The sequence below is a fragment of the Shewanella psychromarinicola genome, from assembly GCF_003855155.1.
GTDB classification, from domain to species: Bacteria; Pseudomonadota; Gammaproteobacteria; order Enterobacterales; family Shewanellaceae; genus Shewanella; species Shewanella psychromarinicola.
Genome location: NZ_CP034073.1, coordinates 3131163 through 3153428, shown reverse-complemented (window position 1 = coordinate 3153428; position 22266 = coordinate 3131163). Strand labels below are relative to the sequence as shown.

Annotated in this window: 17 protein-coding genes; 9 read left to right on the top strand and 8 right to left on the bottom strand. The window is 42.2% G+C overall.

Annotated features, from left to right (window positions below):
* Positions 1-112: 112 nt before the first annotated feature.
* Together EGC80_RS13865 and ylqF are read left to right on the top strand one after the other, a co-directional pair.
* A complete protein-coding gene (locus EGC80_RS13865; RefSeq protein ID WP_124013779.1) occupies positions 113-952 on the top strand; it encodes an isopenicillin N synthase family dioxygenase in 840 nt (279 codons plus the stop codon).
* A 130-nt stretch (positions 953-1082) separates the two neighbouring features.
* Positions 1083-2024 carry a ribosome biogenesis GTPase YlqF gene (gene ylqF, locus EGC80_RS13860; RefSeq protein ID WP_124013780.1) on the top strand — a complete coding sequence of 314 codons (942 nt, stop codon included), beginning with the start codon at positions 1083-1085 and terminating at the stop codon, positions 2022-2024.
* A gap of 76 nt (positions 2025-2100) precedes the next feature.
* On the opposite strand, the gene EGC80_RS13855 is transcribed toward ylqF, so the two are convergent.
* Positions 2101-2586 (bottom strand): low molecular weight protein-tyrosine-phosphatase, encoded by a 486-nt coding sequence (locus tag EGC80_RS13855; protein WP_124013781.1) that lies wholly within the window; start codon positions 2584-2586, stop codon positions 2101-2103.
* A 148-nt stretch (positions 2587-2734) separates the two neighbouring features.
* Positions 2735-3583, bottom strand: a complete 849-nt coding sequence (locus EGC80_RS13850; RefSeq protein ID WP_124013782.1) for a DNA ligase — start codon at positions 3581-3583, stop codon at positions 2735-2737.
* A gap of 612 nt (positions 3584-4195) precedes the next feature.
* Between EGC80_RS13850 and EGC80_RS13845 the strand changes: the two genes are divergently transcribed.
* Positions 4196-4567 (top strand): diacylglycerol kinase, encoded by a 372-nt coding sequence (locus tag EGC80_RS13845; RefSeq protein WP_101030617.1) that lies wholly within the window; start codon positions 4196-4198, stop codon positions 4565-4567.
* Between the two features lie 17 nt (positions 4568-4584).
* Here the strand turns inward: EGC80_RS13845 and EGC80_RS13840 are convergent, their stop codons facing one another.
* Positions 4585-5439, bottom strand: a complete 855-nt coding sequence (locus EGC80_RS13840; protein ID WP_124013783.1) for a LysR family transcriptional regulator — start codon at positions 5437-5439, stop codon at positions 4585-4587.
* A 108-nt stretch (positions 5440-5547) separates the two neighbouring features.
* Here EGC80_RS13840 and EGC80_RS13835 point away from each other — a divergent pair, with 108 nt between their 5' ends.
* The 3 genes from EGC80_RS13835 to EGC80_RS13825 all read left to right on the top strand — a co-directional run bounded on the left by EGC80_RS13835 (position 5548) and on the right by EGC80_RS13825 (position 8506).
* Complete coding sequence (locus tag EGC80_RS13835) at positions 5548-5982, top strand: DUF413 domain-containing protein (protein ID WP_124013784.1); 435 nt, start codon at positions 5548-5550, stop codon at positions 5980-5982.
* 438 nt (positions 5983-6420) lie between these two features.
* Positions 6421-7326 (top strand): hypothetical protein, encoded by a 906-nt coding sequence (locus tag EGC80_RS13830; RefSeq protein ID WP_124013785.1) that lies wholly within the window; start codon positions 6421-6423, stop codon positions 7324-7326.
* A 154-nt stretch (positions 7327-7480) separates the two neighbouring features.
* Positions 7481-8506 carry a GGDEF domain-containing protein gene (locus EGC80_RS13825; protein WP_124013786.1) on the top strand — a complete coding sequence of 342 codons (1026 nt, stop codon included), beginning with the start codon at positions 7481-7483 and terminating at the stop codon, positions 8504-8506.
* A 230-nt stretch (positions 8507-8736) separates the two neighbouring features.
* Here the strand turns inward: EGC80_RS13825 and bioD are convergent, their stop codons facing one another.
* The 4 genes from bioD to bioB are packed head-to-tail and all read right to left on the bottom strand — an operon-like array spanning position 8737 to position 12487.
* Positions 8737-9444 (bottom strand): dethiobiotin synthase, encoded by a 708-nt coding sequence (bioD, locus tag EGC80_RS13820; RefSeq protein ID WP_164839559.1) that lies wholly within the window; start codon positions 9442-9444, stop codon positions 8737-8739.
* A gap of 7 nt (positions 9445-9451) precedes the next feature.
* Positions 9452-10210 carry a methyltransferase domain-containing protein gene (locus EGC80_RS13815; protein WP_124013788.1) on the bottom strand — a complete coding sequence of 253 codons (759 nt, stop codon included), beginning with the start codon at positions 10208-10210 and terminating at the stop codon, positions 9452-9454.
* A 21-nt stretch (positions 10211-10231) separates the two neighbouring features.
* Positions 10232-11428: an aminotransferase class I/II-fold pyridoxal phosphate-dependent enzyme gene (locus EGC80_RS13810; RefSeq protein ID WP_233768504.1), complete on the bottom strand. Its 1197-nt coding sequence runs from the start codon at positions 11426-11428 to the stop codon at positions 10232-10234.
* 6 nt (positions 11429-11434) lie between these two features.
* Positions 11435-12487 (bottom strand): biotin synthase BioB, encoded by a 1053-nt coding sequence (gene bioB / locus EGC80_RS13805; protein WP_124013789.1) that lies wholly within the window; start codon positions 12485-12487, stop codon positions 11435-11437.
* A gap of 114 nt (positions 12488-12601) precedes the next feature.
* Between bioB and bioA the strand changes: the two genes are divergently transcribed.
* Positions 12602-13936, top strand: coding sequence for an adenosylmethionine--8-amino-7-oxononanoate transaminase (bioA, locus tag EGC80_RS13800; RefSeq protein WP_124013790.1), 1335 nt, complete (start codon positions 12602-12604; stop codon positions 13934-13936).
* A gap of 600 nt (positions 13937-14536) precedes the next feature.
* On the opposite strand, the gene EGC80_RS13795 is transcribed toward bioA, so the two are convergent.
* On the bottom strand, positions 14537-17959 hold the full coding sequence (locus EGC80_RS13795; protein ID WP_124013791.1) for a hybrid sensor histidine kinase/response regulator: 3423 nt from the start codon (positions 17957-17959) through the stop codon (positions 14537-14539).
* A 256-nt stretch (positions 17960-18215) separates the two neighbouring features.
* Here EGC80_RS13795 and acs point away from each other — a divergent pair, with 256 nt between their 5' ends.
* Entirely contained in the window at positions 18216-20168 is a 1953-nt protein-coding gene (gene acs / locus EGC80_RS13790; protein WP_124013792.1) for an acetate--CoA ligase, read from the top strand.
* Between the two features lie 286 nt (positions 20169-20454).
* On the top strand, positions 20455-22188 hold the full coding sequence (locus EGC80_RS13785; RefSeq protein ID WP_124013793.1) for a DEAD/DEAH box helicase: 1734 nt from the start codon (positions 20455-20457) through the stop codon (positions 22186-22188).
* Positions 22189-22266 lie beyond the last annotated feature (78 nt).

Genomic DNA, 22266 nt, shown 5'->3' with positions numbered 1-22266 from the left:
AAATCCGCGGCATCAGTTCAATCAAATAATATGATGACACGCAAATAATTGCGACAAAGTGTGACTAAGGTTACCATTAGCGGTGGGTCAACACACTAATAAGAAATACAAAATGAAACTAAATACAATTGATTACCTAGCACCTGATAGTGCTGAGCGTTTTGTTGAATCGCTTCAACAAACAGGCTTTGGTGTATTATCTAACCACCCTATTCAAAAGCAACTTGTCGAAGATATTTATCAAGAATGGTACAACTTTTTTCAGTCTGAACAAAAACATGACTTTTTGTTTACACCAGAAACACACGATGGATTCTTTCCCGCATCGATTTCTGAAACCGCCAAAGGCAACAACGTAAAAGATATCAAAGAATATTATCATGTCTATCCTAGGGGACGTATTCCTGAGTCGTTAAAAGCAAATATTATTGCCTACTACGAACACGCAAATACATTAGCAACTGAACTACTGAGTTGGATTGAACAATATACCCCAGCTGAAGTCGCCGCTAAATATAGCATTCCATTGCCCGACATGATCGCAAAGAGCCAACAAACATTGTTGCGTATTCTGCATTATCCTCCGATGAAAGGAGATGAGGAAATGGGCGCAATTAGAGCGGCTGCACATGAAGACATAAATTTGATCACTCTGTTGCCAGCTGCCAATGAACCAGGCTTACAAGTTCTCACCAAAGAAGGTGAATGGATAGATGTACCTAGTGATTTTGGTAGTATTATCATTAATATCGGTGACATGCTCCAAGAAGCATCTGGCGGCTATTTTCCATCAACATCCCATAGAGTGATAAACCCTGAAGGGACTGACAAAACTAAATCGCGGATCTCATTACCGCTGTTTTTGCACCCCAATCCAGAAGTGGTGTTATCAGACCGTTATACTGCTGACAGCTATTTAAAGGAAAGATTACGGGAATTAGGCCTTATTTAAGCATTAAGACTTCATTTTACGACGATACTAAGCGCCTTCCGGCGCTTTTTTTATGTATTTAATCGGCTAACGAGGTAGAATATCACTTTTGTATATATTGTATTTATTTTCCGATTTATAAGGCAACATCATGGCAATTCAGTGGTATCCAGGACACATGCACAAAGCACGTAAAGAGATCGAGGAGGCAATGCCTCAAGTGGATCTCGTTATTGAAGTGCTCGATGCACGTATTCCCTACAGCAGTGAAAACCCAATGGTGTCACAACTACGTGGTGATAGACCCTGTATTAAATTACTCAATAAGTCTGATTTAGCGGATCCTGAGGTCACGGCTCAGTGGATTGAATACTTAGAACGTGAACAAGGCGTTCAGGCATCAGCAATCACAACGTTACAACCCGCTATGGTAAGAAGCATTCCAGATCTTTGCCGTAAGCTGGTGCCACACCGTGACATCATGGAAAAAGACATCCGCACCATGATCATGGGCATACCTAACGTCGGTAAATCAACGATTATTAATACCTTAGCGGGTCGCACTATAGCCAAAACAGGTAATGAACCTGCAGTCACAAGACGTCAGCAACGTATTAACTTGCGTAACGGAATCGTACTGTCGGATACTCCGGGCATTTTATGGCCAAAAGTGGACAATGAAGCCAGTAGCTATCGCCTTGCTGTCACTGGTGCAATTAAAGATACCGCAATGGAATACGAAGATGTGGCCATGTTTGCTGCAGGCTATTTCCTTAAAGCCTATCCTGACGAAATTTGCGAACGTTATAAGCTTCAATCGCTACCAGCCAGCGATATCGAATTACTTGAAGCTATCAGTCGTTCTCGCGGAGCACTTCGCCCTGGCGCACGAGTTGATTACCATAAAGTATCTGAACTATTACTACATGAATACCGCTCAGGGAAAATCGGCCTATTAAGCCTTGAAACCCCAGCGATGGCTGAAGTAGAAAAAGAGGAAGTTGCACGTAAATTAGCGGAGAAAGAACTCATTAAACAGCAGAAAATAGAACAAGAGAAACTTAAACGCTCCGGTAAACGTTATAACGATTAAGCACAATAAATGGACTAGGTCGTCAACTGAATGTCGACCTCGTCATTGAAGAGAACGTTGCTGACGCAATAATATTTCAACGTGAAGCTAGCTTTATCGCCAATGCCATTAAACTGGCTTCTAGCAAATCGATAACCATCTCAAACCCTCTTTCACCACCATAATATGGATCCGGTACTTCTTCGACTAACGAATCACCAAAGCTTAACATCAACTGTAATTTATAACGCAAATGGGCAGGACATCGTTCGGTCAAATCAGCTAGATTAACAAAATCTGCTGCTAGAATTAAATCAAATCGTTCAAAGTCGGTGTCTATCACCTGTCGTGCTTTCATTCCCGAAAAATCAAGTCCGCGCTTATTACCAGCAATAATACTGCGCCGGTCAGGAGAATGACCTTGATGATAGGCAATAGTACCAGCAGAATCGATTTCCAGCTGAAGTGGGTAGTGTTTTATTTGCTGCCTAAATACCGCCTCTGCCGTCGGTGAACGGCAAATATTGCCCATACATACAAAGAGGACGGAGTTTACATTTAAAAGATCTTTATCATCCATCATTTATAACCGCCATTATCTCCAGTTTCAATTCATCACTGACTCTGGGGCCTATACCTTAAGCGCATTTTTCATCACTTAGCCTTGTTCATTTGAGCTTTACATTAACTCGCGGCTCAACATGTCACAGTGGTTGAATGAATATGACATGTTATTGTGACGGCCTTTCTCGTAAAAAGGAGGCAAATCTTGGCGTCCCTTTTTGAGTAAACCCTAGATACTGATAAGTAATTATCGACCCCACCAAGGGTGGATTTTCTCGTTGTTTATCGCTTAGACCACTGCCAACATTAAACACCAATCCCGCGGGCGTTTTTACCACCAGAGCGCCCAGCTTACCTCGATACTTACCTTTTCCTTGAGTATGGCCAATCACCACAGCTTCAGCATCATACTTGGGCTTTAGTTTAATAATATACTCACTGCGCCCCACTACATAATGAGCTTGCTGATAATGTAACATTAACCCTTCCCCACCAGCATTAACAACGCCATCTAGTATCGTAAACAGTGCTTCGGTTGAAGCCACAGTTTCCTGCTTAATAACCTGTAGATGAGTGGAAGCGGTTTGTTCTACCATCATTTTCATCGCAGAATAACGTTCACTAAAGGGCCCTGGATGCTGTGGTAAGTCAAACATCATAAACCTTACCTCCTGCCATTCTTGATCGGGTACTTGTTGACGTCGAACCAACGCAGAAATCTGCTCGAAACGATTTCGACCTAACCATAGTTCACCGTCAATGGCCACATGAGGAAAGCCAAGAGTAAACGACGCAGGTAAAGCCACTTTTCTGCCGCTACGAGTCAGCATGTTACTACCATCCCAATAGCCTCGAACGCCATCTAGTTTTTCACTCACTAAATACTCAGCCACCACTGTGTCTTGTTGATATTGAGTTGCTAACTGAATGGGCGGTGTGGATAAAACTTCACTGTTTGTAGGTAAACAATACAGTGCAACAATCAGCGAAAATAAAAGAGTGGGTATCCTACGCATATGCAATCCTTGCTTTTAATTAAATCCATATAATGTTTATTTCGCTTTCGTTGAAAAATTATGTTGATCCTCGATAAGTTGTACTTATTGGCCACAAAGCGCTTTCCAAGTCATACCAATAAAAACCTTTTAATACATAATCGTACCTTTGATAAAACCACAAATTCGTACTTATCGAGATCCTATCGTTGTTAAATTGAATATATTAAAGCCTAGTACAAACAGCAGAATTATCCAATCAATGCTACAGCCTACTCTGATACCCATTGACCCGTGATGAGGCCATCATGAACTTACTAAAATAGGTGTTTTCTTTTCCCTGCGACACATCATTAAGGTTAAATCAACCTCAACTCAGGCTAAGACGTGGGGTTGGTAAGCTAAGCGCAAACTCTTTCACCTAATTCATATCAAACTTGTCATTTGCTTTACTAACAAAACGGATTGACGCGATAATAGTGTACCTATTGCAAGTCAATGCAACGCAGATACCAGGACAAAGAGCTGTTTGATAACCTTTTATTATTCCGAACTGAGATTAAATTACTACTGGAAGCATATGAACGGAATGTTACAATCTACGCAAATAAAACCCAAAAGATAATTAACAAAATGAAACCAGAGAATAATCACGGTCTAAAACGCGTTTTTCGGGCTACGGGATTTTCAATGAAAGGTCTGATGTCCGCGTGGAAAAATGAAGCGGCATTTAGGCAAGAAACCGTGCTTGCTTGCATAATGTTACCCATTGTACTGTTGATCAACATCAGCACACCTGAGCGTATTTTGCTTATCATGACCGTGTTAATTGTATTGATTGTCGAATTGTTGAACTCAGCTATTGAAGCCGTTGTTGATCGTATTGGTGATGAGATCCACCCTCTCAGTGGTCAGGCAAAAGACATCGCTTCTGCAGCAGTATTTATCAGTTTAGTATTGTGCGCGCTCACCTGGAGCATCATTATTTGGCCATTACTGTTTTAATAACAGCCAAGCAAAGATTAATCAGCGCATTTATCAGTTTTCAAAATTGAAATGGCTTGTTCAATATAAGAAATTCTTTCATTTTTGGCCCAATAAGCCGCATACACATGTCGATAGATACATGGTGCATCATCCACGTTATATAAGGTGCCATTGTCTAAAAAAGGTCGAATGAGAGCTTCAGGTAAAAAAGCGCACCCACCATTATTGAGAATAAAATCCAATGCCATACGGGCAGAACTTGTATGCAATACCGGTAACGGCAACATAGTAAAATCTTGAGCATGAGTAATATTAAACGCGGTACCCCAGTCTACTTTTATATAAGGTAAAGAAGGTGTTTGATCAAGCGTGATCCCCTGTTGTTTGGACACTAAATACAATTTGATTTGAGCAAGCTTAACTAATGTGACCCCATCAAGCTTTGGCGGATCGAAAGTAATCGCAATGTCTAAGGTGCGCTCAATAAGTTGGCGAGTCATTACCAATGCCGGCAAGACATCAGTTCTTAAGGCCACGCCTTCCAAGCGTAAATGTAATGGTTGTAACAAACCTTGTAAAAACGCATCCCAAATATTATCCCCAGCAGACAAAGCCAACTGGGCACTGTGCTGCTGATTTAAAATAATATCTTGTTTTGCTCTTTCCCAAGCATTAAGCACCGCTTCAGCATGGCCAAGCATTCTTTCGCCTGCGGGGGTTGGCTGAATATTGTTACGCAAACGTTCAAATAGCGCTATCCCCAAAATATTTTCTAGCTGTTTTATCCTAAAACTGACAGCGCTTCGGGTTAGGTAAAGATTTTCAGCCGCTTTACCAAAATGCCGAGTGCGAGACACTTCTAAGAAGGTTTTTAATAAATCTGTATCCATAAAAATTGTTTACCATTAGGGACAAAATATTTTGATTTAAAAAATGATAATACTAGCCAATACTCCAGTTGCAAATCTTTATATCTCATAATCTAGAAGGTATTAGCCATGTCTGAGCAATCATTTATCAATGCTAAACAGGGTATTGATGCTAACACCAATGGTCACAGCAACAGTTTCCAATCGACTAAACGTTTCTATGATGATGCAAATTTTCCAAAAGGATTTAAGCGTTGTGGTGATTTTACCAGCAAGGAGGCTGACTTGCTTGAACAACATGGTCAAGCAATGAAAAATTTAGTCGATGGATCACAATTACCTCGTAATGTCGACGAAGACCAATTTATTAGCGTTATACAAGGTACTTTACCCGCAACAACACCAATGGAGTTATTGTGGTCTAAGTATTGTCGTCTAGCAAAAGGGAAACCGTTTTATGCGGTTTTAGGGACTATTAACACGCCAGCCAGCGCTAAAGTTGAAATTGAAGTTGAATTTGACGATGTTGAAGAGGATGTTTCTGACACCGATGAGCCAGAATAAATCCTATTTTAACGGTTAAAGCAACCTCTCACAGTTTTAACATTTGCGCTACAATAGCCAAAAGGTAGAGTCAATATATTGCTCTACTTTTTTTGTTTTGTCACATAATTGTCACTCACCGCAGTTAACGTCAATGCTCTGGCGCCCTCGCTACATCTCACTCTGTCGCCGAAACGATTATTTTATGCCTTTAAGATCAAACTACGTCCGAAAACATGATTTAGCGCAATAATCTTATACAAATACTTCACATTTAGTAACAAAGTGCTAGTATACCCACTGAAGAATTTGTCCCATTTATTTAACTTAATGTTTATAACTCTGTATTTGATGCCCTGATTTTAGTTATCGGCGCAGATTAGATTAAGTCATAAATTCGACAGCAGCATTATATGAGACGTATATCCTGTGATATAGAAAAATAAATGCGGAGTTTCAATGATAAGATCTTTTTTTTGTATAGTGTTATTGATATTCGGTACTCGTGCCGCTTTGGCAGAGACGGATCTATCAACTGATAGCTCAACTGACAATTATACCCTCGATATCGGTATATTCTATGCTAATTCTGATTCAAACTTCATCGCAACAAGCCCTAAAACAGGCGGGACATTCCCAATTGATTTTGAAGATGAACTTCTACTAGCTGAAGAACAATATTTACCCTACTTTGAATTTACTTTCTCTTTCAACCAACGTCATAGCATTTATATTGATTGGAAATCGTTGGATCGCAAAGCAGACACAGAAACAGTATCGCAAGATTTTATCCTTGAAGATATTGACGGCAAAGATTACCTCATTGAAACTGGCTCGAAACTGAGTACCGAACTCAATATTGATATTCTACGCATTGGTTATGGTTATGACATCTGGCAAGGTACTCATTACGCAGTTGGGGTGTCAGTCGGTTTACATGCCATGTTTATCGAAACAGCCTTTAAAGGCACTATCGGTATTTGCGTCCCAGATTCAAGCTTAAGCAGTTTATGCACCAATGCGGTAGCCACGCCAGAAGTTGTAGACGAAACGCTCACGGCGCCATTACCAGACATTGGTGTTTACGGCTCTTACGAGTTTTATCCTGGCTGGACATTTGATGCACACGCACAGTATTTTGCCCTCAAATATGATGATGTCGATGGATCATTAGTCGATGTCCGTTTAGGTGTTGAAGCTAAATTTTGTGATAACTGGTCAATAAAACTGGCTTACAACTATTATGATGTCGATGTCACTATCAAAAAGACACGTAATGTCGGTAATATTGAACAACGTACTTTTGATTACAATATTAATTACAGCTTTACCGGCCCAATGTTTGCGGTCTCTTACGTGTTTTAATATCACTCGAGTCCCCCCAAAAGCATCTTAGGATGCTTTTTTTGTGACATCTCTCGTGATAATGCCATAGTACAAACCACGTTATTCTTGTTATATTCAACTCAATTGTAGATTTTTTCAAAGTCTTTTCTTAGCCCGGTTCATGAGGCACTTAATGTCGAACACTCTACTGCAAACCGCTGCAGCCAATTTGAAAAAAGCAGTTCCGTTAATGTTAAAATATAGAATACCCACCACGCCGACAAACTACGCGCTTTGGTATGCTTACGTGGGCGAACAGAACCCGTTACTCAACCAAGAGTTAGATATTGCGGTCAAACAGAATCAAACCTGTTCACCAGTAACCAGTGAATTATTATATCGTAAGCATGTGGCGGACCCGGTTGAGCTCAATGTACGTGAAATGCGTAAAAATCTTGATGTGATGGTATGTGAATTATCTCAGTCACTCAAAGACACTAATTCAGACACCGAAACCTTTCAAACCCAAATTGATAAAGATTTTAAAAAATTAAGCAACCTTGAAAACCAAGGCTTCTCGCTTGAACAAGTTATCGGCATTGTCAGAAATATCGTTAAAGAGTCTTCCAGCATCCGTTCTAGTACCGTGAGTTTTACTGAACAACTACAAAAAGCCCAGTCTGAAATAGATACGCTCAAAACACGTTTAGCAGAATCAGAAAAAGACATGCTATTTGATGCCTTAACCAATGTATTAAATCGCCGCGCATTTAACGATGATATTGAAGCGCAAATTAGTTCAGATCCTGCAGGTACCTGCTTGATTTTGATTGATATTGATCACTTTAAAATATTCAACGATAATTTTGGTCATCAACTCGGCGATTTAGTCCTGAAAACGGTTGCGAAACGGACCCAAGAAGCGTGCCGCGACGGAATTAAATTGTACCGCTTTGGTGGTGAAGAGTTTGCCATCATTGTGCCAAGCAGTCAGTTTAGAGTCGCCAGACAACTTGCCGAAGCCATTCGCAGAGCGCTCGAGAAGCTCAGTGTCAAAGACCGACGCAATGACAAAGTCATCGATTCAATAACCGCCTCTTTTGGCGTGGCTGAATGGAAACCAAAACAAAATGTATCTCAATTGATTGAAGCGACAGATACGTTACTTTACGAAGCAAAACGCTTAGGTCGTAACCGCGTGATGCCAATCGCAAACTAACACAACCTCAACTCGGGTTAATAGATGAATTGAGTACGTTACAATCCAAATATTAACCCTGTAACAGATTCTGTGTAACGACCTATTTCATATCAAACTTGCCATTTGTTTTGCTAACAAGGCATCTTCACGTGTGGATAGCCGTCAATAGTAGGCCAATGGTAGGTCGGTACAAGTTTGATCGCGGAACAAAGGACTGTTTGATAACCGTTTATTATCCAGAATTGAGGTTACTGTGGTAATTTAAGATAATGCGCCGCATTTTCGGCTGTGGGATCGGTTAAGTAAGGCACATAGCCCAAAAATGGACCGCGCATCATTTGTTGTAAGCTGTCGAGATTGTCGTCAATAAAAGCCATATCAGCATCGATTTGATTCGCCACCCATCCTGCTATCGTTAACCCATCTGCTAGCACAGCTTCTTGAGTTAATAACGCATGGTTTAAACAACCTAGTTTCATCCCTACGACTAAAATAATTTCGACGGCTGATGTGGCCTCTGAATTTGGAGTCAATCTCGCTTGTAGCAGCTTGGCTTGCAGTAACGTGATCGTGTCAGACAAATACTCGCCATTGCCCAAGGGTAAACGCCAGCCACCAGCACCTTCAATTAATACAAAATCAGCGCTTTGCATCGCTGGGTGATACATAGTCTCTAGCACACTTTGTGCACTTAATGTTTGTTTAGCTTGCTTGGCAGCAATGTGCGGTGCAATAGCCGGTTCAAAGCAAATAGGATTAACCACTTGATAGGAAAAATCCATATTCGATTGTGCAATTAACATCATCGCATCTGGGTTACGCAAGCCATTTTCAGTGTGTTCACATCCTGATGCTATAGGTTTAAAACCACATTTATTGCCTTGGGCTTTAGATAACAATGCCGCTGAAATTAGCGTTTTACCACTGTCGGTGTCGGTGCCTGTCACAAAATACAGCATAGCTTCAGCCTCGTTTCGCGTGAATATACGCAATTTGATAAGTTAATGGTAACCCTTTATTGGTGCGTAGGGTTTCTGCTAACGCCACCCGTTGCTGCCATTGTTGCTTGGTGAGTGCGAGACGTTCTTTGCCAGTACTTTGTTGGTCAAATGACGCCCCAACACCTTTTATTGAATATAGTAAGCTGCGTAAATCATCAAAATAAATGCTGATACTATTAACGTGAATATTAACGCTATACCAGTCATTCGTGGTGGTTTGAGATGAGATAAATGCCGCCTTAAGCACTGATATGGAATCAAATTGGTTTACTCTAAAACCTAAGTGCTTTAGCTCAGCCAAGCTGCCATCAACAACCACACTAAGATGACATTCGCCGCCGGGTCGTAATACTCGATGAAACTCAGAAAACGCATTGGGTAATGTTTGGCACCACTGCAAGGCTAAATTGGAATAGATGCTGTCAATGGATCCGCTTTGTAAACCCAATGCTTGTGCGTCACTGCAAAGGGGTAAATAATCGGGGTGTTGTTGCACAAGTTGAGCAAGCATGCCATGAGCAATATCAACGGCGACAACCTGTTTTACCTCATTAAAAGCTTTAAAACATGTACCAGGGCCGGCTCCAACATCAAGCAAGGTGCCAAATAAATGCGCTTGTTGTAACAATTGCTGAGCACTCATGCGCTGCAACACATCATGTTGCTTGTAATGAGATGCGGCTATTGAAAACTTTTTTGCAACCGGATTATCTAACGTCATGGAGTTTCTCAAAGATACGATTTATTTAGTCACTGATGGTGGTGCTAATACTGCTTGCCGCGAGGTATTATCATCATGTTGATCAATAAGCTGAGCCACTGCGCTCACGAGCGCACGAATATCACTGGCTTGATGCAGTACATTTAAGGTAATCCGCAAACGCGCCTGATCTTTGGGCACCGTTGGTGAGCGGATCGCACCAACCAAAAAACCGTGTTGTGTTAACTGTTGAGCAATTGTCATCACGCGATGATTATCACCGATCATAATCGGCTGAATAGCCGTGGTCGAAGACGTTATGGCTAATTGTTGCTTCTGTGCAAGATCTCTGAAAAGCGCGATGTTAGCCGTTAATTGTGCCAATAACTGTGGGTGATCTTGTTGCCAATTTATGGCGGTTAATGCCAGATGAGCATTAGCCGGAGACAACGCAGTTGAATAAATATATTCACGAGAAGTCGCGACCAAATAATCAATCACATCTTGTGAGGCTAAAATGGCCGCGCCTTGACACCCTAGCGCTTTACCAAAGGTGACCACTTGAATATCGACCTTATCGGCATTAACAAACGAGCTTGGTAATACCCCAAAACCATGAGCATCATCGACAATCAACCAAGAGTTATGTTGTTGACATAAGGATGAAAGTTCAGCAATGGGGGCGATGTCTCCATCCATACTAAACACACTTTCGGTAACAACAGCGCTATGAGGGTTACGTGCAATAATGCGCGCTGCACTACTAATATCATTATGTAGAAAACGCCGAATATTACTGCCACTGTCTTTTAAGCCATCGATGACTGAGGCATGAACCAACTTGTCGGCAATAACCGTATCGTCGGCACTAAACAGGGTTTTCATTAACGCGCTGTTGGCGCTAAAACCTGAGCTAAATAGCATACAAGCTTGATGGCCAGTAATCTCACATAGGCGCTGCTCGAGTGCCAAATGGGCTTGGCCATAACCACTCACAAGAGGTGATGCCCGACTGCCGACACCAAACTCTTGTGCTCCAGCATAAAGTGCTTGGGCTAAAGCGGGTTCATGGGCTAAGCCTAAATAATCATTATGGCTAAAATCAATTGTCGCATGTGGCTTGGTTGCCGACACATGTCGTTGGCGTAAAAGGCCCGCGGCCTGCTGCTCAGCCAGCTTATCACTTATCCGCTGGGTTAATGGATGTTGTCCCATGCCAGTTTGGCCTATTAACGTCATATTAGATCACAACGCCGCTGCATCAAAAAACTGCTTGGTCGACTTATCTTGTTTAGCACTGGCTTTGGCTAATAAGGCACTGTCGGTTTCGATGTTGGCTTGTGGGCCTTGTTCGGGATGTAACCCTAAACGACGAAATAAACTCATGTCATCATTTTCTTCAGGATTAGACGTCGTCAACAACTTGCAACCGTAGAAAATTGAATTAGCACCGGCAAAGAAACACATTGATTGCAGTTCATCACTCATGCTTTCACGACCTGCAGACAAGCGCACCCGCGACTTAGGCATAAGAATACGGGCCACTGCAATTGTGCGGACAAACACAAGTGGGTCAAGATCATCAATATTTTCAAACGGCGTTCCAGCCACTTTAACTAACATGTTAATAGGCACTGAATCTGGATGTTGTTCTAAATTAGCCAGTTGTTGTAGTAAACCTGCACGGTCAGTGGCGTCTTCGCCCATGCCAACAATCCCGCCCGAACAAACTTTCATCCCTGATGCTCGCACATTTGTCAGCGTATCTAAGCGGCTTTGATAAGTGCGAGTGGTGATAACTTCGCCATAATATTCTGGTGAAGTATCCAGGTTATGGTTGTAATAATCTAAACCGGCATCGGCTAATTTGCTGGCTTGTTCTGGCGACAACATGCCTAATGTCATGCAAGTTTCCATGCCTAAGGCACGGACATCTTGTACCATTTGAGTTAAATATGGCATGTCTTTGTCTCGCGGGTTACGCCAAGCGGCGCCCATGCAAAAGCGTGATGCACCAGCAGCTTTAGCGCTTTTAGCCTCAGTTAATACTTTTTCAATTTCAAGTAAACGTTCTTTTTCAAGGCCAGTATCGTAACGCGCGCTTTGTGGACAATATTTACAGTCCTCAGGGCATGCACCAGTTTTAATCGATAAAAGACGACTGATCTGCACTTCGTTAGGGTCAAACATCTCTCGATGAATGCTGTGTGCTTTAAATAATAAATCATTCATAGGCAACGCAAACAATGCTTCAATTTGTGCTTTTTTCCAATCCTGACGAACTTCAGCTAACGACATGGAGCATTCCTTTATTTTTATTTTATGTTGGCTAGGATACCCTGAGCCCGTAAACTGTCAACGCAGTAGCCACTTCACGCTTTACTAGCGGTTAAAAAACGAGCACATATAACTATGGCACTTTCCGACGTAAACAGCACTATCGATTACGCTTTCGATGCACAACATATTTGGCACCCTTACACCTCTATGACCCAGTCTTTACCTGTATATGGGGTGGTTTCAGCTCAAGGTTGTGAGCTGATTTTAGACAATGGCAAAGTGCTCATTGATGGCACAAGTTCGTGGTGGTCATGTGTGCACGGGTATAGTCATCCGACCATTGTCGCTGCAATGCAACAACAGCTTTCACAGCTTAGTCATGTGATGTTTGGCGGAATAACCCACCAACCCGCCATTGAAGCATCAAAACGTTTAGTGCAGATGACCAGCGCAAATTTAACCAAAGTATTCTTAGCCGATTCAGGCTCAATTGCGGTAGAAGTCGCATTAAAAATGGCACTGCAATATTGGCAAGGTCGAAACCAACCACAAAAACAACAGATCATGACCGTGAAAAACGGTTATCACGGTGATACCTTTGCCGCAATGAGCGTATGCGATCCAGACGGTGGCATGCACACCATGTTTGGCAATAATGTGACTAAACAAGTATTTATCCCTGCGCCAACGTCTAAGTTTAATGAACCGCTTAATCAAACGGATTCACTCGCTTTAGATGCTGCATTTGCTCAACATCACCATGATATTGCCGCCGTGATTATCGAACCCATCATGCAAGGCGCTGGCGGAATGCGTTTTTACTCCCCGGCTTATCTAACTAAACTTCGTCAACTGTGCGATCAATACCATGTACTACTGATCTTAGATGAAATTGCCACCGGATTTGGACGCACAGGCAAACTGTTTGCTTATGAGCATGCCAATATTGAGGCGGATATCATGTGTGTGGGTAAAGCCTTAACCGGCGGCTATATCAGCCTTGCTGCCACCCTGTGCAGTGACGAAGTTGCCAATGGTATTAGTGACTCACCTGCGGGTGTGTTTATGCACGGCCCCACATTTATGGGTAATCCATTAGCGTGCGCCGCGGCAACAGCCAGTTTAGATTTACTGCTTCAAGGTGACTGGCAACAACAAGTTAACGCCATTGAAACCCAACTCAAGCAAGAACTCGCAAGTGCGATTGATTTACCTCAAGTGAACGATGTCCGTGTGCTCGGTGCTGTTGGCATTATTGAAATGATCAATACGGTCAATACAGCCCAATTACAGCAAGCCTTTGTTGAGCTGGGCGTCTGGGTAAGACCGTTTAATAAATATATTTATCTGATGCCGCCCTACACCATCAATGCAGCGCAATTAAGCAAGCTGACTTCGGCGATGATCACCGTCGTAAAAGGCATTGATGCTACGCCAGTAACCGCTCAATTTATTAGTCACGGTTAATCACATTCAGCTAAATTATTTTTGTCAATGAGACACGTTTGTATCAGAGAAGGAGTTAACCTCAACTCGGGATAATCGGAGGGATAAGAGATGGGATGAATCGATAAAAATGGCGTTGTGTTAAGTATGCAATATCAAACTTGCCATTTTTTGCTAACGATCTGTTTGATAACTGTTTACTATCCCACCTTGGGTGAGTTACGCCCCACTTAGCGAAAAATCCAATCGTGCCAATAAAGGGCTTTTTAATGACGTTGTCGCGCAAAACATGCACCCGTTCTCCACTAGCTAATTCATCTTTTACTTGCAACTGCGACACTAATCAATATCCGCACCCTATTTGACCATGTTGACAAAAACGTCAGATATGGACACTCGGCATGTAACAGATATAGGCTGCTTTAGGCCAAAAGACTGTATCTAAAGTGAGTCTGCATCTTGTCTGTGTAGTCAAATGATTACTGGGTGCACACTGTAATGTTTCGCGTTACTGCCAGCCGAAAAATAACGTTCAAAAAAGTATAGCTACACGCTATTACCTTGTACCATCATCATAGCAAGCCTAAACGATACGCCTAAATAATTGAATAATTCTAATGTTTACTTTTTAACTAGACTAGAAATTAACGCCCGCAATGCGGCTGGTTTAACCATTTTCGCCATATAGTGATAACCGCGTCTTTCGACATCATCAACCAAATCTTTGTTGGTATTAGCGGTAATCAAGATCCCGGGTAAATGCTCACCATATCGGCTGCGGATGCCATTCATCGCATCAATACCATTTTGGTCATCATCTAAGTGATAATCAGCTAACATGATGTCTGGAGCAACGCCTTTAAGGCCTAATTTAATCCGTGCATCGGCAAGATCTTTGGCACAAATAACTTCACATTGCCAACGGCTTAATAACGACTCTAGCCCCGCGAGAATCGCCTCTTCATTGTCGATACATAAGACTTTAATTCCCGCTAAAGGCTGCAATAATGTCGGTAAAGGCTTACTGCTTATTTGACTTATCGTTTTGCCTATTGGCACGGAAATCGAGAATATCGAACCATGACCTAAGGTCGAACTCACATGAATTTGATGATCAAGTACCTTGCTAATCCGATCGGCAATCGCTAATCCTAATCCCAAGCCACTGACATTACGGCTACTGGGATGATTTAGACGTTTAAACTCTTTAAAAATTTCTTGTATATCAAACTCATTAATCCCACAGCCAGTATCTAACACTTGGATCTCGATAAAGTCACCTCGATGACGGCAACCGAATAAGACTTTACCGCCACGAGCATAACGGTAAGCATTGGTTAAAAAATTCTGCAAAACACGCCGTAATAATGATGGATCTGAGTTTACGGTCGCCGTAGAGGGCACCATCGAAAAAGAGATCTGACTGTCACTTGCCATCGCATCAAATTCAACCGACAAACCGTTAATCACCTCCGCAATGGCAAAATCGCGGCGATTAACTTCCACCATGCCCGAGTCGAGCTTAGAGATATCTAATAAATCGGTCAATAACTCGCCAGCTATTTTCAACGAACTATTCACATGGGTTAATGTCGTGCGGGCTTCGAGATCCAGATTAGGATATTGTGATAATGAGGCGGTAAATAATCTAGCCGCATTTAATGGCTGCATTAAGTCGTGGCCCACAGCTGCTAAAAAGCGTGTTTTAGACGCGTTAGCCAGCTCTTCCTGTGCTTTGGCTTCAAGTAATTCGCTGTTTGACATCGCCAGCTCATAGGTTCGCTCTTGCACGCGGCTTTCTAATGTTTCATTGGCTTCCAGCAAGGCTTTTTCTTGTAAACGATATTGAGTAATATCAGTAAAAGTCATCACAAAACCGCCGTCAGGCATAGGGTTACCTTGAATTTTAATCACCTTACCATCTTGGCGTTCACGCTCTGAAGTGTGAGGGGTGCCATTACGCATATGCTGTACTCGCACTGCGACTTGATCTTCAATATCTCCCGTACCACAAAAACCGCGCGAAGCATTAAACCGCACAATGTCAGCAATAGGCATACCTTGTTGTAAAAATCCTTCTGGATACTGATATAATTCTATATAGCGATAATTCCACGCAACTAAATTAAGATCTTTATCAACCACACTCATGCCTTCGTAAGCGTGTTCAATAGCGCCTCGCAACATATCCTGACTTAAAATAATTTTCGACGATGCTTCATCAACTAAACTAAAGACTTCATCAAGGCCCAAATCTCGGCCTTGCAGCACAGAATCCATCACTAATGAAGCACTTGATGCGCCCAAAACACCCGACAACATGTGTTCGGTGTGGGCGATTAATTCTTCAGGGGCCGTTTTGTACCAACTATCACTTTTAACCGCATCAGCCGAAAAACGGCTAAAGCTCTCATAAGCACGAGTGGGACTCACAAACCGGCTGGCCAAAATTAATAAATCTTGTTGCGAAATAGGCCCTTGACGTTTTTTAGAATCTTGCTTTGATGACCAAGGCTTTACAAAATTACTCGCTTGAATACGCTCTGCAACGCCGGCTCTAAACCAAATAGAACCCAGTACATAACAAAAGATATTCGCTAACAAGGCGATCAAAGTATCACTAACATTTGGGGTTATCGAATTAAGTAAACCAAACTCGCCACCAATCAAACGAGCTTCACCGGCACCTTGAAGTAAAATAAAACACCACAGACTAAAGCCCACAGCAAGACCAAGATAGACGCCGGATCGATTACCATGCTTCCAATATAAACCGCCAACTAATGCAGGCGCTAATTGAGAAAAAGCGCCAAATGACATCATCCCCAAATGTGAAAGTGAATCTCTGTCGGTAAACAGTAAATAACTCAAATAACCAAAACCTAGAATCACTACTATGGATAAACGGCGTACATTTAACAATAATTGAGAAAACTGACTAAAGTTCTTTTCTCTAATTTGCCCAGTTCGCAGTAAAAATGGCACCAGCCATTCATTACTGACCATCACGCTGATGGTAACCACTGCCACAATGACCATTCCGGTTGCCGCAGACAAGCTGCCTAACAATGCAACAACGGCTAAGATCGGTTGGTCGAGCACCAGAGGTAAGTTGATGACATAGGTATCTGCTGACACAGTATCACCCAATATCACTTTGCCAGCTAACGCCAATGGCGCAACAAATAGACCAAACAAAGCCAAATAAATCGGAAAAATCCAACGGGCTTTTTTCAGCACATGTTCGCCACCACACTCAACCACCATCACATGGAACTGTCTTGGCATACACATAAATGCCGCCATACCGACAAAAAGCTCAGGGAGAAACGACTCTAAACGAATATGACTATTTTCAATTAATGCTTTATCAGATGCCTGTTGCCAAATATCACCAAAACCATCAAAAACACCGAAACTAATGACGACACCAACAGAGATAAATGCGGCGAGTTTAACCAATGACTCAAATGCAATCGCCACCATCATCCCAGGATTATGTTCGGTAGCATCTAATTTACGAGTACCAAATAAAATGGCAAAAATGGCTAACAACATGGTGATCAATAATGGCACCGCCACTGGACTCAGCGGGTTATCATCGGGTTGGAATAAATTAAGACTAAATACCATCGCTTTAAGCTGTAAGGCGATATATGGCATGATGCCAAATAATGCAATAAGGGTGACTAATGCAGCCAACAATTGCGACTTTCCATAACGAGCGGCAATAAAGTCGGCAACTGAAGTGATGTTTTGTGCTTTAGACACCACGACCATTTTTCGTAGCATGCCAAACCCAAGGGTGAACACCAATATTGGGCCAACAAAAATAGGTAAAAAAGACCACAAATCATTGGCAGACTGGCCTACTGTGCCTAAAAAACTCCATGAAGAGCAATACACAGCTAAACTGAGTCCATAAATCCATACTTGGACTTTTTGGTTTATTTTACTAAACCACCGCTCTGCGCCCCATGCCAAAATAAACAGTAGAGACACATAACACACCGCAATCACGGCAACGATTAAGGTTAAGTTCATGAAACGTCCGATATCACTTTATTGTTATTAAAAATCTGTTTTATTTTTATCTAAAACATCATGTATTGAACATAAAACAACCTACATAAGAGAATTGTTATAAATGATAGACTAACTCTGCAGCTTTCCTTGTTATATTAACACGTGCAACAGACTAAATATTAAGGATATTTTAAAAATAGACCAAGGTCTAATAGTGCAAACAGCCCGTTGCAGATGATACTTTAACTACGCCATTTTTAGAAAGGGAAGCCCTATGAGCTCGCAGTCTCTTTACAAAGTTCCTAGCGACATAGCGAACAACGCACTGGTTAATAACGATCAATATAAGAAAATGTACCAGGAGTCCATTGTTAATCCAGAAGGTTTCTGGAGAGAGCACGGCAAACGCATTGATTGGATTAAACCTTATACTAAAATCAAGAAAACGTCATTTGATGATCATAACCTATCCATAAATTGGTTTTATGACGGTACGCTCAATGCCTCTGCCAATTGTTTAGATCGTCACCTCGAAGAATACGGCGATAAGCTGGCCATTATTTGGGAGGGCGATGACGCCAACGAACAGCGCAAATTGACTTATGCAGAACTGCATAACGAAGTCTGTAAGTTTGCTAACGCGCTGCGCAGCCAAGGGGTAAATAAAGGCGATATCGTCACTATCTACATGCCTATGGTGCCTGAAGCTGCAGTTGCCATGCTGGCTTGCGCGCGCATTGGTGCAGTTCATTCAGTGGTATTTGGCGGCTTTTCACCAGACTCGATTGCAGCAAGGGTGATTGACGGTAAATCAAAAGTCTTGATTACCGCTGACGAAGGTGTTCGTGCTGGTCGTAAAATCCCTTTAAAACGCAGTGTTGATGAAGCGATATCAAATCCTGATGTAACTTGCGTCGAGAAGGTCATTGTATTTAAGCGAACTGGTGGTGACGTAGATTGGGTTGAAGGCCGAGATGTTTGGTGGCATTCACTCATGGAAGTCGCTTCAGAGTATTGCATACCAGCTGAAATGAATGCCGAAGACCCGCTGTTTTTGCTTTATACCTCTGGCTCTACTGGTAATCCTAAAGGTGTGCTGCATACCACTGGCGGTTATATGGTGTATGCCTCAATGACACATGAATACGTGTTTGACTATAAAGCTGACGAAGTATATTGGTGTACCGCTGATGTGGGTTGGATTACCGGCCATTCTTATATGGTATATGGTCCTTTTGCTAATGCCGCCACGGTATTAATTCATGAGGGCGTACCTAATCATCCTACACCTGCTCGATTAGGTGAAATGATCGACCGCCATAACGTCAATATTCTTTATACCGCGCCAACCTTAATTCGGGCATTAATGGCTGAAGGTAAAGAACCGTTTAACAGTTACAAAGGTGACTCATTGCGGATTATGGGCTCTGTTGGTGAACCAATAAACCCAGAAGCATGGCGTTGGTACCATGAAGTGGTTGGCCATGCAAACTGCCCAATCGTCGATACTTGGTGGCAAACTGAAACGGGTGGCATTTTAATCAGTCCACTACCAGGTGCAACAGATACAAAACCTGGCTCCGCAACGCGACCCTTTTTTGGTGTACAACCGGCACTGGTTGATAACATGGGTGATCTTGTAGAAGGGACGGGTGAAGGTAACTTAGTTATCCTAGATTCGTGGCCAGGACAAATGCGCACCGTTTTTGGTGATCACGACAGATTCGCCCTCACCTACTTCAAAACCTTTCGTGGTATGTATTTTACCGGTGATGGTGCTCGTCGTGATGAAGATGGCTACTATTGGATCACGGGCCGTGTAGATGATGTGATTAACGTTTCAGGACATCGCTTAGGCACCGCAGAAGTTGAAAGTGCGTTAGTGTCCCATGAACTCGTTGCTGAGGCTGCCGTGGTAGGTTATCCCCATGACATCAAAGGCCAAGGTATTTATGCTTATGTCACTTTGACTCGTGGTGTTGAACCGACTGAAGAATTACGTCAAGAGTTACGCCAATGGGTACGTAAAGAAATTGGTGCCCTTGCCACACCGGATCTTATCCAATGGGCCAGTGGTTTACCTAAAACGCGTTCGGGCAAAATTATGCGTCGATTCTTACGTAAAATTGCGGCTAACGAAGTAACCAACTTAGGTGATTCTTCAACATTGGCAGATCCAGCAGTCATAGATACGCTAATTGAATATCGTTTGAACAAAACGGAGTAATTGCTTCAACCATTGTCATTGATCTATCCACCCTGAGAAATCCTGACCAATTTCTCGTTTCGCCCCTCATTAGAGGGGCTTTTTTTTAAACTTAATATGAGATCCCGTCTGCGTTACTGTCTCCTAAGTAACTGATCTTCTGTTCACAATATAACACCGTTGTATGTTTATCGACTTCAGTCAAAGTCAATTCACTTTATGTAATATAGTTATATCAGCCATTGGCTATGTTAAGCTTTATAAAAACCAGATTAATACTATCGATAAATTGAAAGACTCATCCCCCATGCCCGTTAAAATCACTTTACGTGATTATCAACAACACTCCGTCGACGCTGCAATTGCTCATTTCAAGCAAAGCCAGCAATCAGCGGTGTTGGTTCTTCCCACTGGCGCGGGTAAAAGTATCGTGATTGCCGAATTAGCGCGTATTGCCAATGGCAACGTACTGGTATTAACTCACGTAAAGGAATTAGTCGCTCAAAATGCACAAAAAGTGGGCTTACTCACACAACAAGCAAATATTTACTCTGCTGGATTAAATCAAAAAAAAGCCAATGGCAAAACGGTGGTTGCCAGCGTCCAATCTGCCGCTCGGGCTTTGACAAAATTTACACAACCGTTTTCATTAGTCATTATAGATGAGTGCCACCGAGTCAGTAACGAGTCAACTAGCCAATATCAACAACTGCTCACACACCTTAAAGCACGTAATCCCGATATCAAACTACTTGGGTTAACCGCCACGCCTTATCGCCTTGGTGTAGGCTGGATTTATCGACTCCACTACCACGGGAAAGTGGGCAATACAGACACCCCCGTTTTTGATAAATGTATCTTTGAACTCCCAATGCGGCCATTAATTAACCAAGGATACCTCACCAAACCGATTATTTTCGATGGGCTGAGTGCCCAATATGACTTTAGCGCACTAGCCCCCCATGACAGCGGCGAATATCCGCAAATAGAAATAGACTCCTTGCTTCATCATCAAGGACGAGCAACCACCGCTATTATCAAACAAGTAAAACAACTTGCCGAACTCCGCAAAGGAGTGTTGATTTTTGCTGCCACAGTCAGGCATGCCAATGAAGTAATGGATCTTTTAGATAATGATGCCGCATTAATTACCGCTCAAACACCTCATGTCGAACGTGATGACATCATTGAACGCTTTAAGGCCCAACAACTCAAGTACATTGTTAACGTTGCCGTGTTAACCACAGGCTTCGATGCACCTCATGTTGACCTTATCGCCATATTACGACCTACTGCTTCAGTTAGCTTATTCCAGCAAATGATTGGCCGAGGTTTACGTTTGGCGCCGGATAAAACAGACTGCTTAATCATTGATTATGCCGCTAATGGCTATGATTTATTTTATCCAGAAGTCGGTCAAGTAAAACCCAATAGCAAATCAGTACCAGTTCAAGTGCATTGTCCTGTGTGTCAATTTGCCAATACCTTTTGGGGGATTGTTGATGGCGATGGCGATATTGTCGAACATTATGGCAGACGCTGCCAAGGATTAATCAATGATCAACAGCAGTGTGATTTTAGATTTAGATCAAAATCCTGTCCTGACTGTGGGGCTGAAAACGATATTGCAGCACGTATTTGCCACAGCTGCCAATCAACCTTGATAGATCCTGATAAACGGTTAAAGCAGGTCCTTAACGCACAGCATCATCATTTATTTAAATGTCAGCAAATGTTGTTGCACGACCACGATAGTAAGTTACTTATTCAATATATTGATATTGAAGGTAATGATTTTAAACAAACTTTTAGCTTTGAGACACCTGCGCAACGTAAAGCTTTTTATGCGGTGTTTGTTCTCAGTCATACTCGCACTCCAGGCCTGCGTCATCCTCAATATAACAAGGTAGTAGATGTATTGGCGGATCAAACTCGATTTAGAAAACCTGATTTATTATTGTTGAAGAAAAATAAACATCGCTGGGATTTAGTCGACTCATTTTTTGACTATCAAGGCAAATATAAAATCGATATGAGTTAAAACAAAATTAATTGGGTTGAATTACCATTTGAAAAATACTTATGGTATAAAATGCCCATATCATTAAACAGGAGTCAC

Coding starts and splice junctions, on each gene's coding strand:
- EGC80_RS13810 (WP_233768504.1), bottom strand. CDS start 11,428: ATGACGTTAATAGGCCAAACTGGCATGGGACAACATCCATTAACCCAG.
- bioB (WP_124013789.1), bottom strand. CDS start 12,487: ATGTCGTTAGCTGAAGTTCGTCAGGATTGGAAAAAAGCACAAATTGAA.
- EGC80_RS13855 (WP_124013781.1), bottom strand. CDS start 2,586: ATGATGGATGATAAAGATCTTTTAAATGTAAACTCCGTCCTCTTTGTA.
- EGC80_RS13825 (WP_124013786.1), top strand. CDS start 7,481: ATGTCGAACACTCTACTGCAAACCGCTGCAGCCAATTTGAAAAAAGCA.
- acs (WP_124013792.1), top strand. CDS start 18,216: ATGAGCTCGCAGTCTCTTTACAAAGTTCCTAGCGACATAGCGAACAAC.
- EGC80_RS13845 (WP_101030617.1), top strand. CDS start 4,196: ATGAAACCAGAGAATAATCACGGTCTAAAACGCGTTTTTCGGGCTACG.
- bioA (WP_124013790.1), top strand. CDS start 12,602: ATGGCACTTTCCGACGTAAACAGCACTATCGATTACGCTTTCGATGCA.
- EGC80_RS13785 (WP_124013793.1), top strand. CDS start 20,455: ATGCCCGTTAAAATCACTTTACGTGATTATCAACAACACTCCGTCGAC.
- EGC80_RS13850 (WP_124013782.1), bottom strand. CDS start 3,583: ATGCGTAGGATACCCACTCTTTTATTTTCGCTGATTGTTGCACTGTAT.
- EGC80_RS13795 (WP_124013791.1), bottom strand. CDS start 17,959: ATGAACTTAACCTTAATCGTTGCCGTGATTGCGGTGTGTTATGTGTCT.
- EGC80_RS13815 (WP_124013788.1), bottom strand. CDS start 10,210: ATGACGTTAGATAATCCGGTTGCAAAAAAGTTTTCAATAGCCGCATCT.
- EGC80_RS13840 (WP_124013783.1), bottom strand. CDS start 5,439: ATGGATACAGATTTATTAAAAACCTTCTTAGAAGTGTCTCGCACTCGG.
- ylqF (WP_124013780.1), top strand. CDS start 1,083: ATGGCAATTCAGTGGTATCCAGGACACATGCACAAAGCACGTAAAGAG.
- EGC80_RS13865 (WP_124013779.1), top strand. CDS start 113: ATGAAACTAAATACAATTGATTACCTAGCACCTGATAGTGCTGAGCGT.
- EGC80_RS13835 (WP_124013784.1), top strand. CDS start 5,548: ATGTCTGAGCAATCATTTATCAATGCTAAACAGGGTATTGATGCTAAC.
- EGC80_RS13830 (WP_124013785.1), top strand. CDS start 6,421: ATGATAAGATCTTTTTTTTGTATAGTGTTATTGATATTCGGTACTCGT.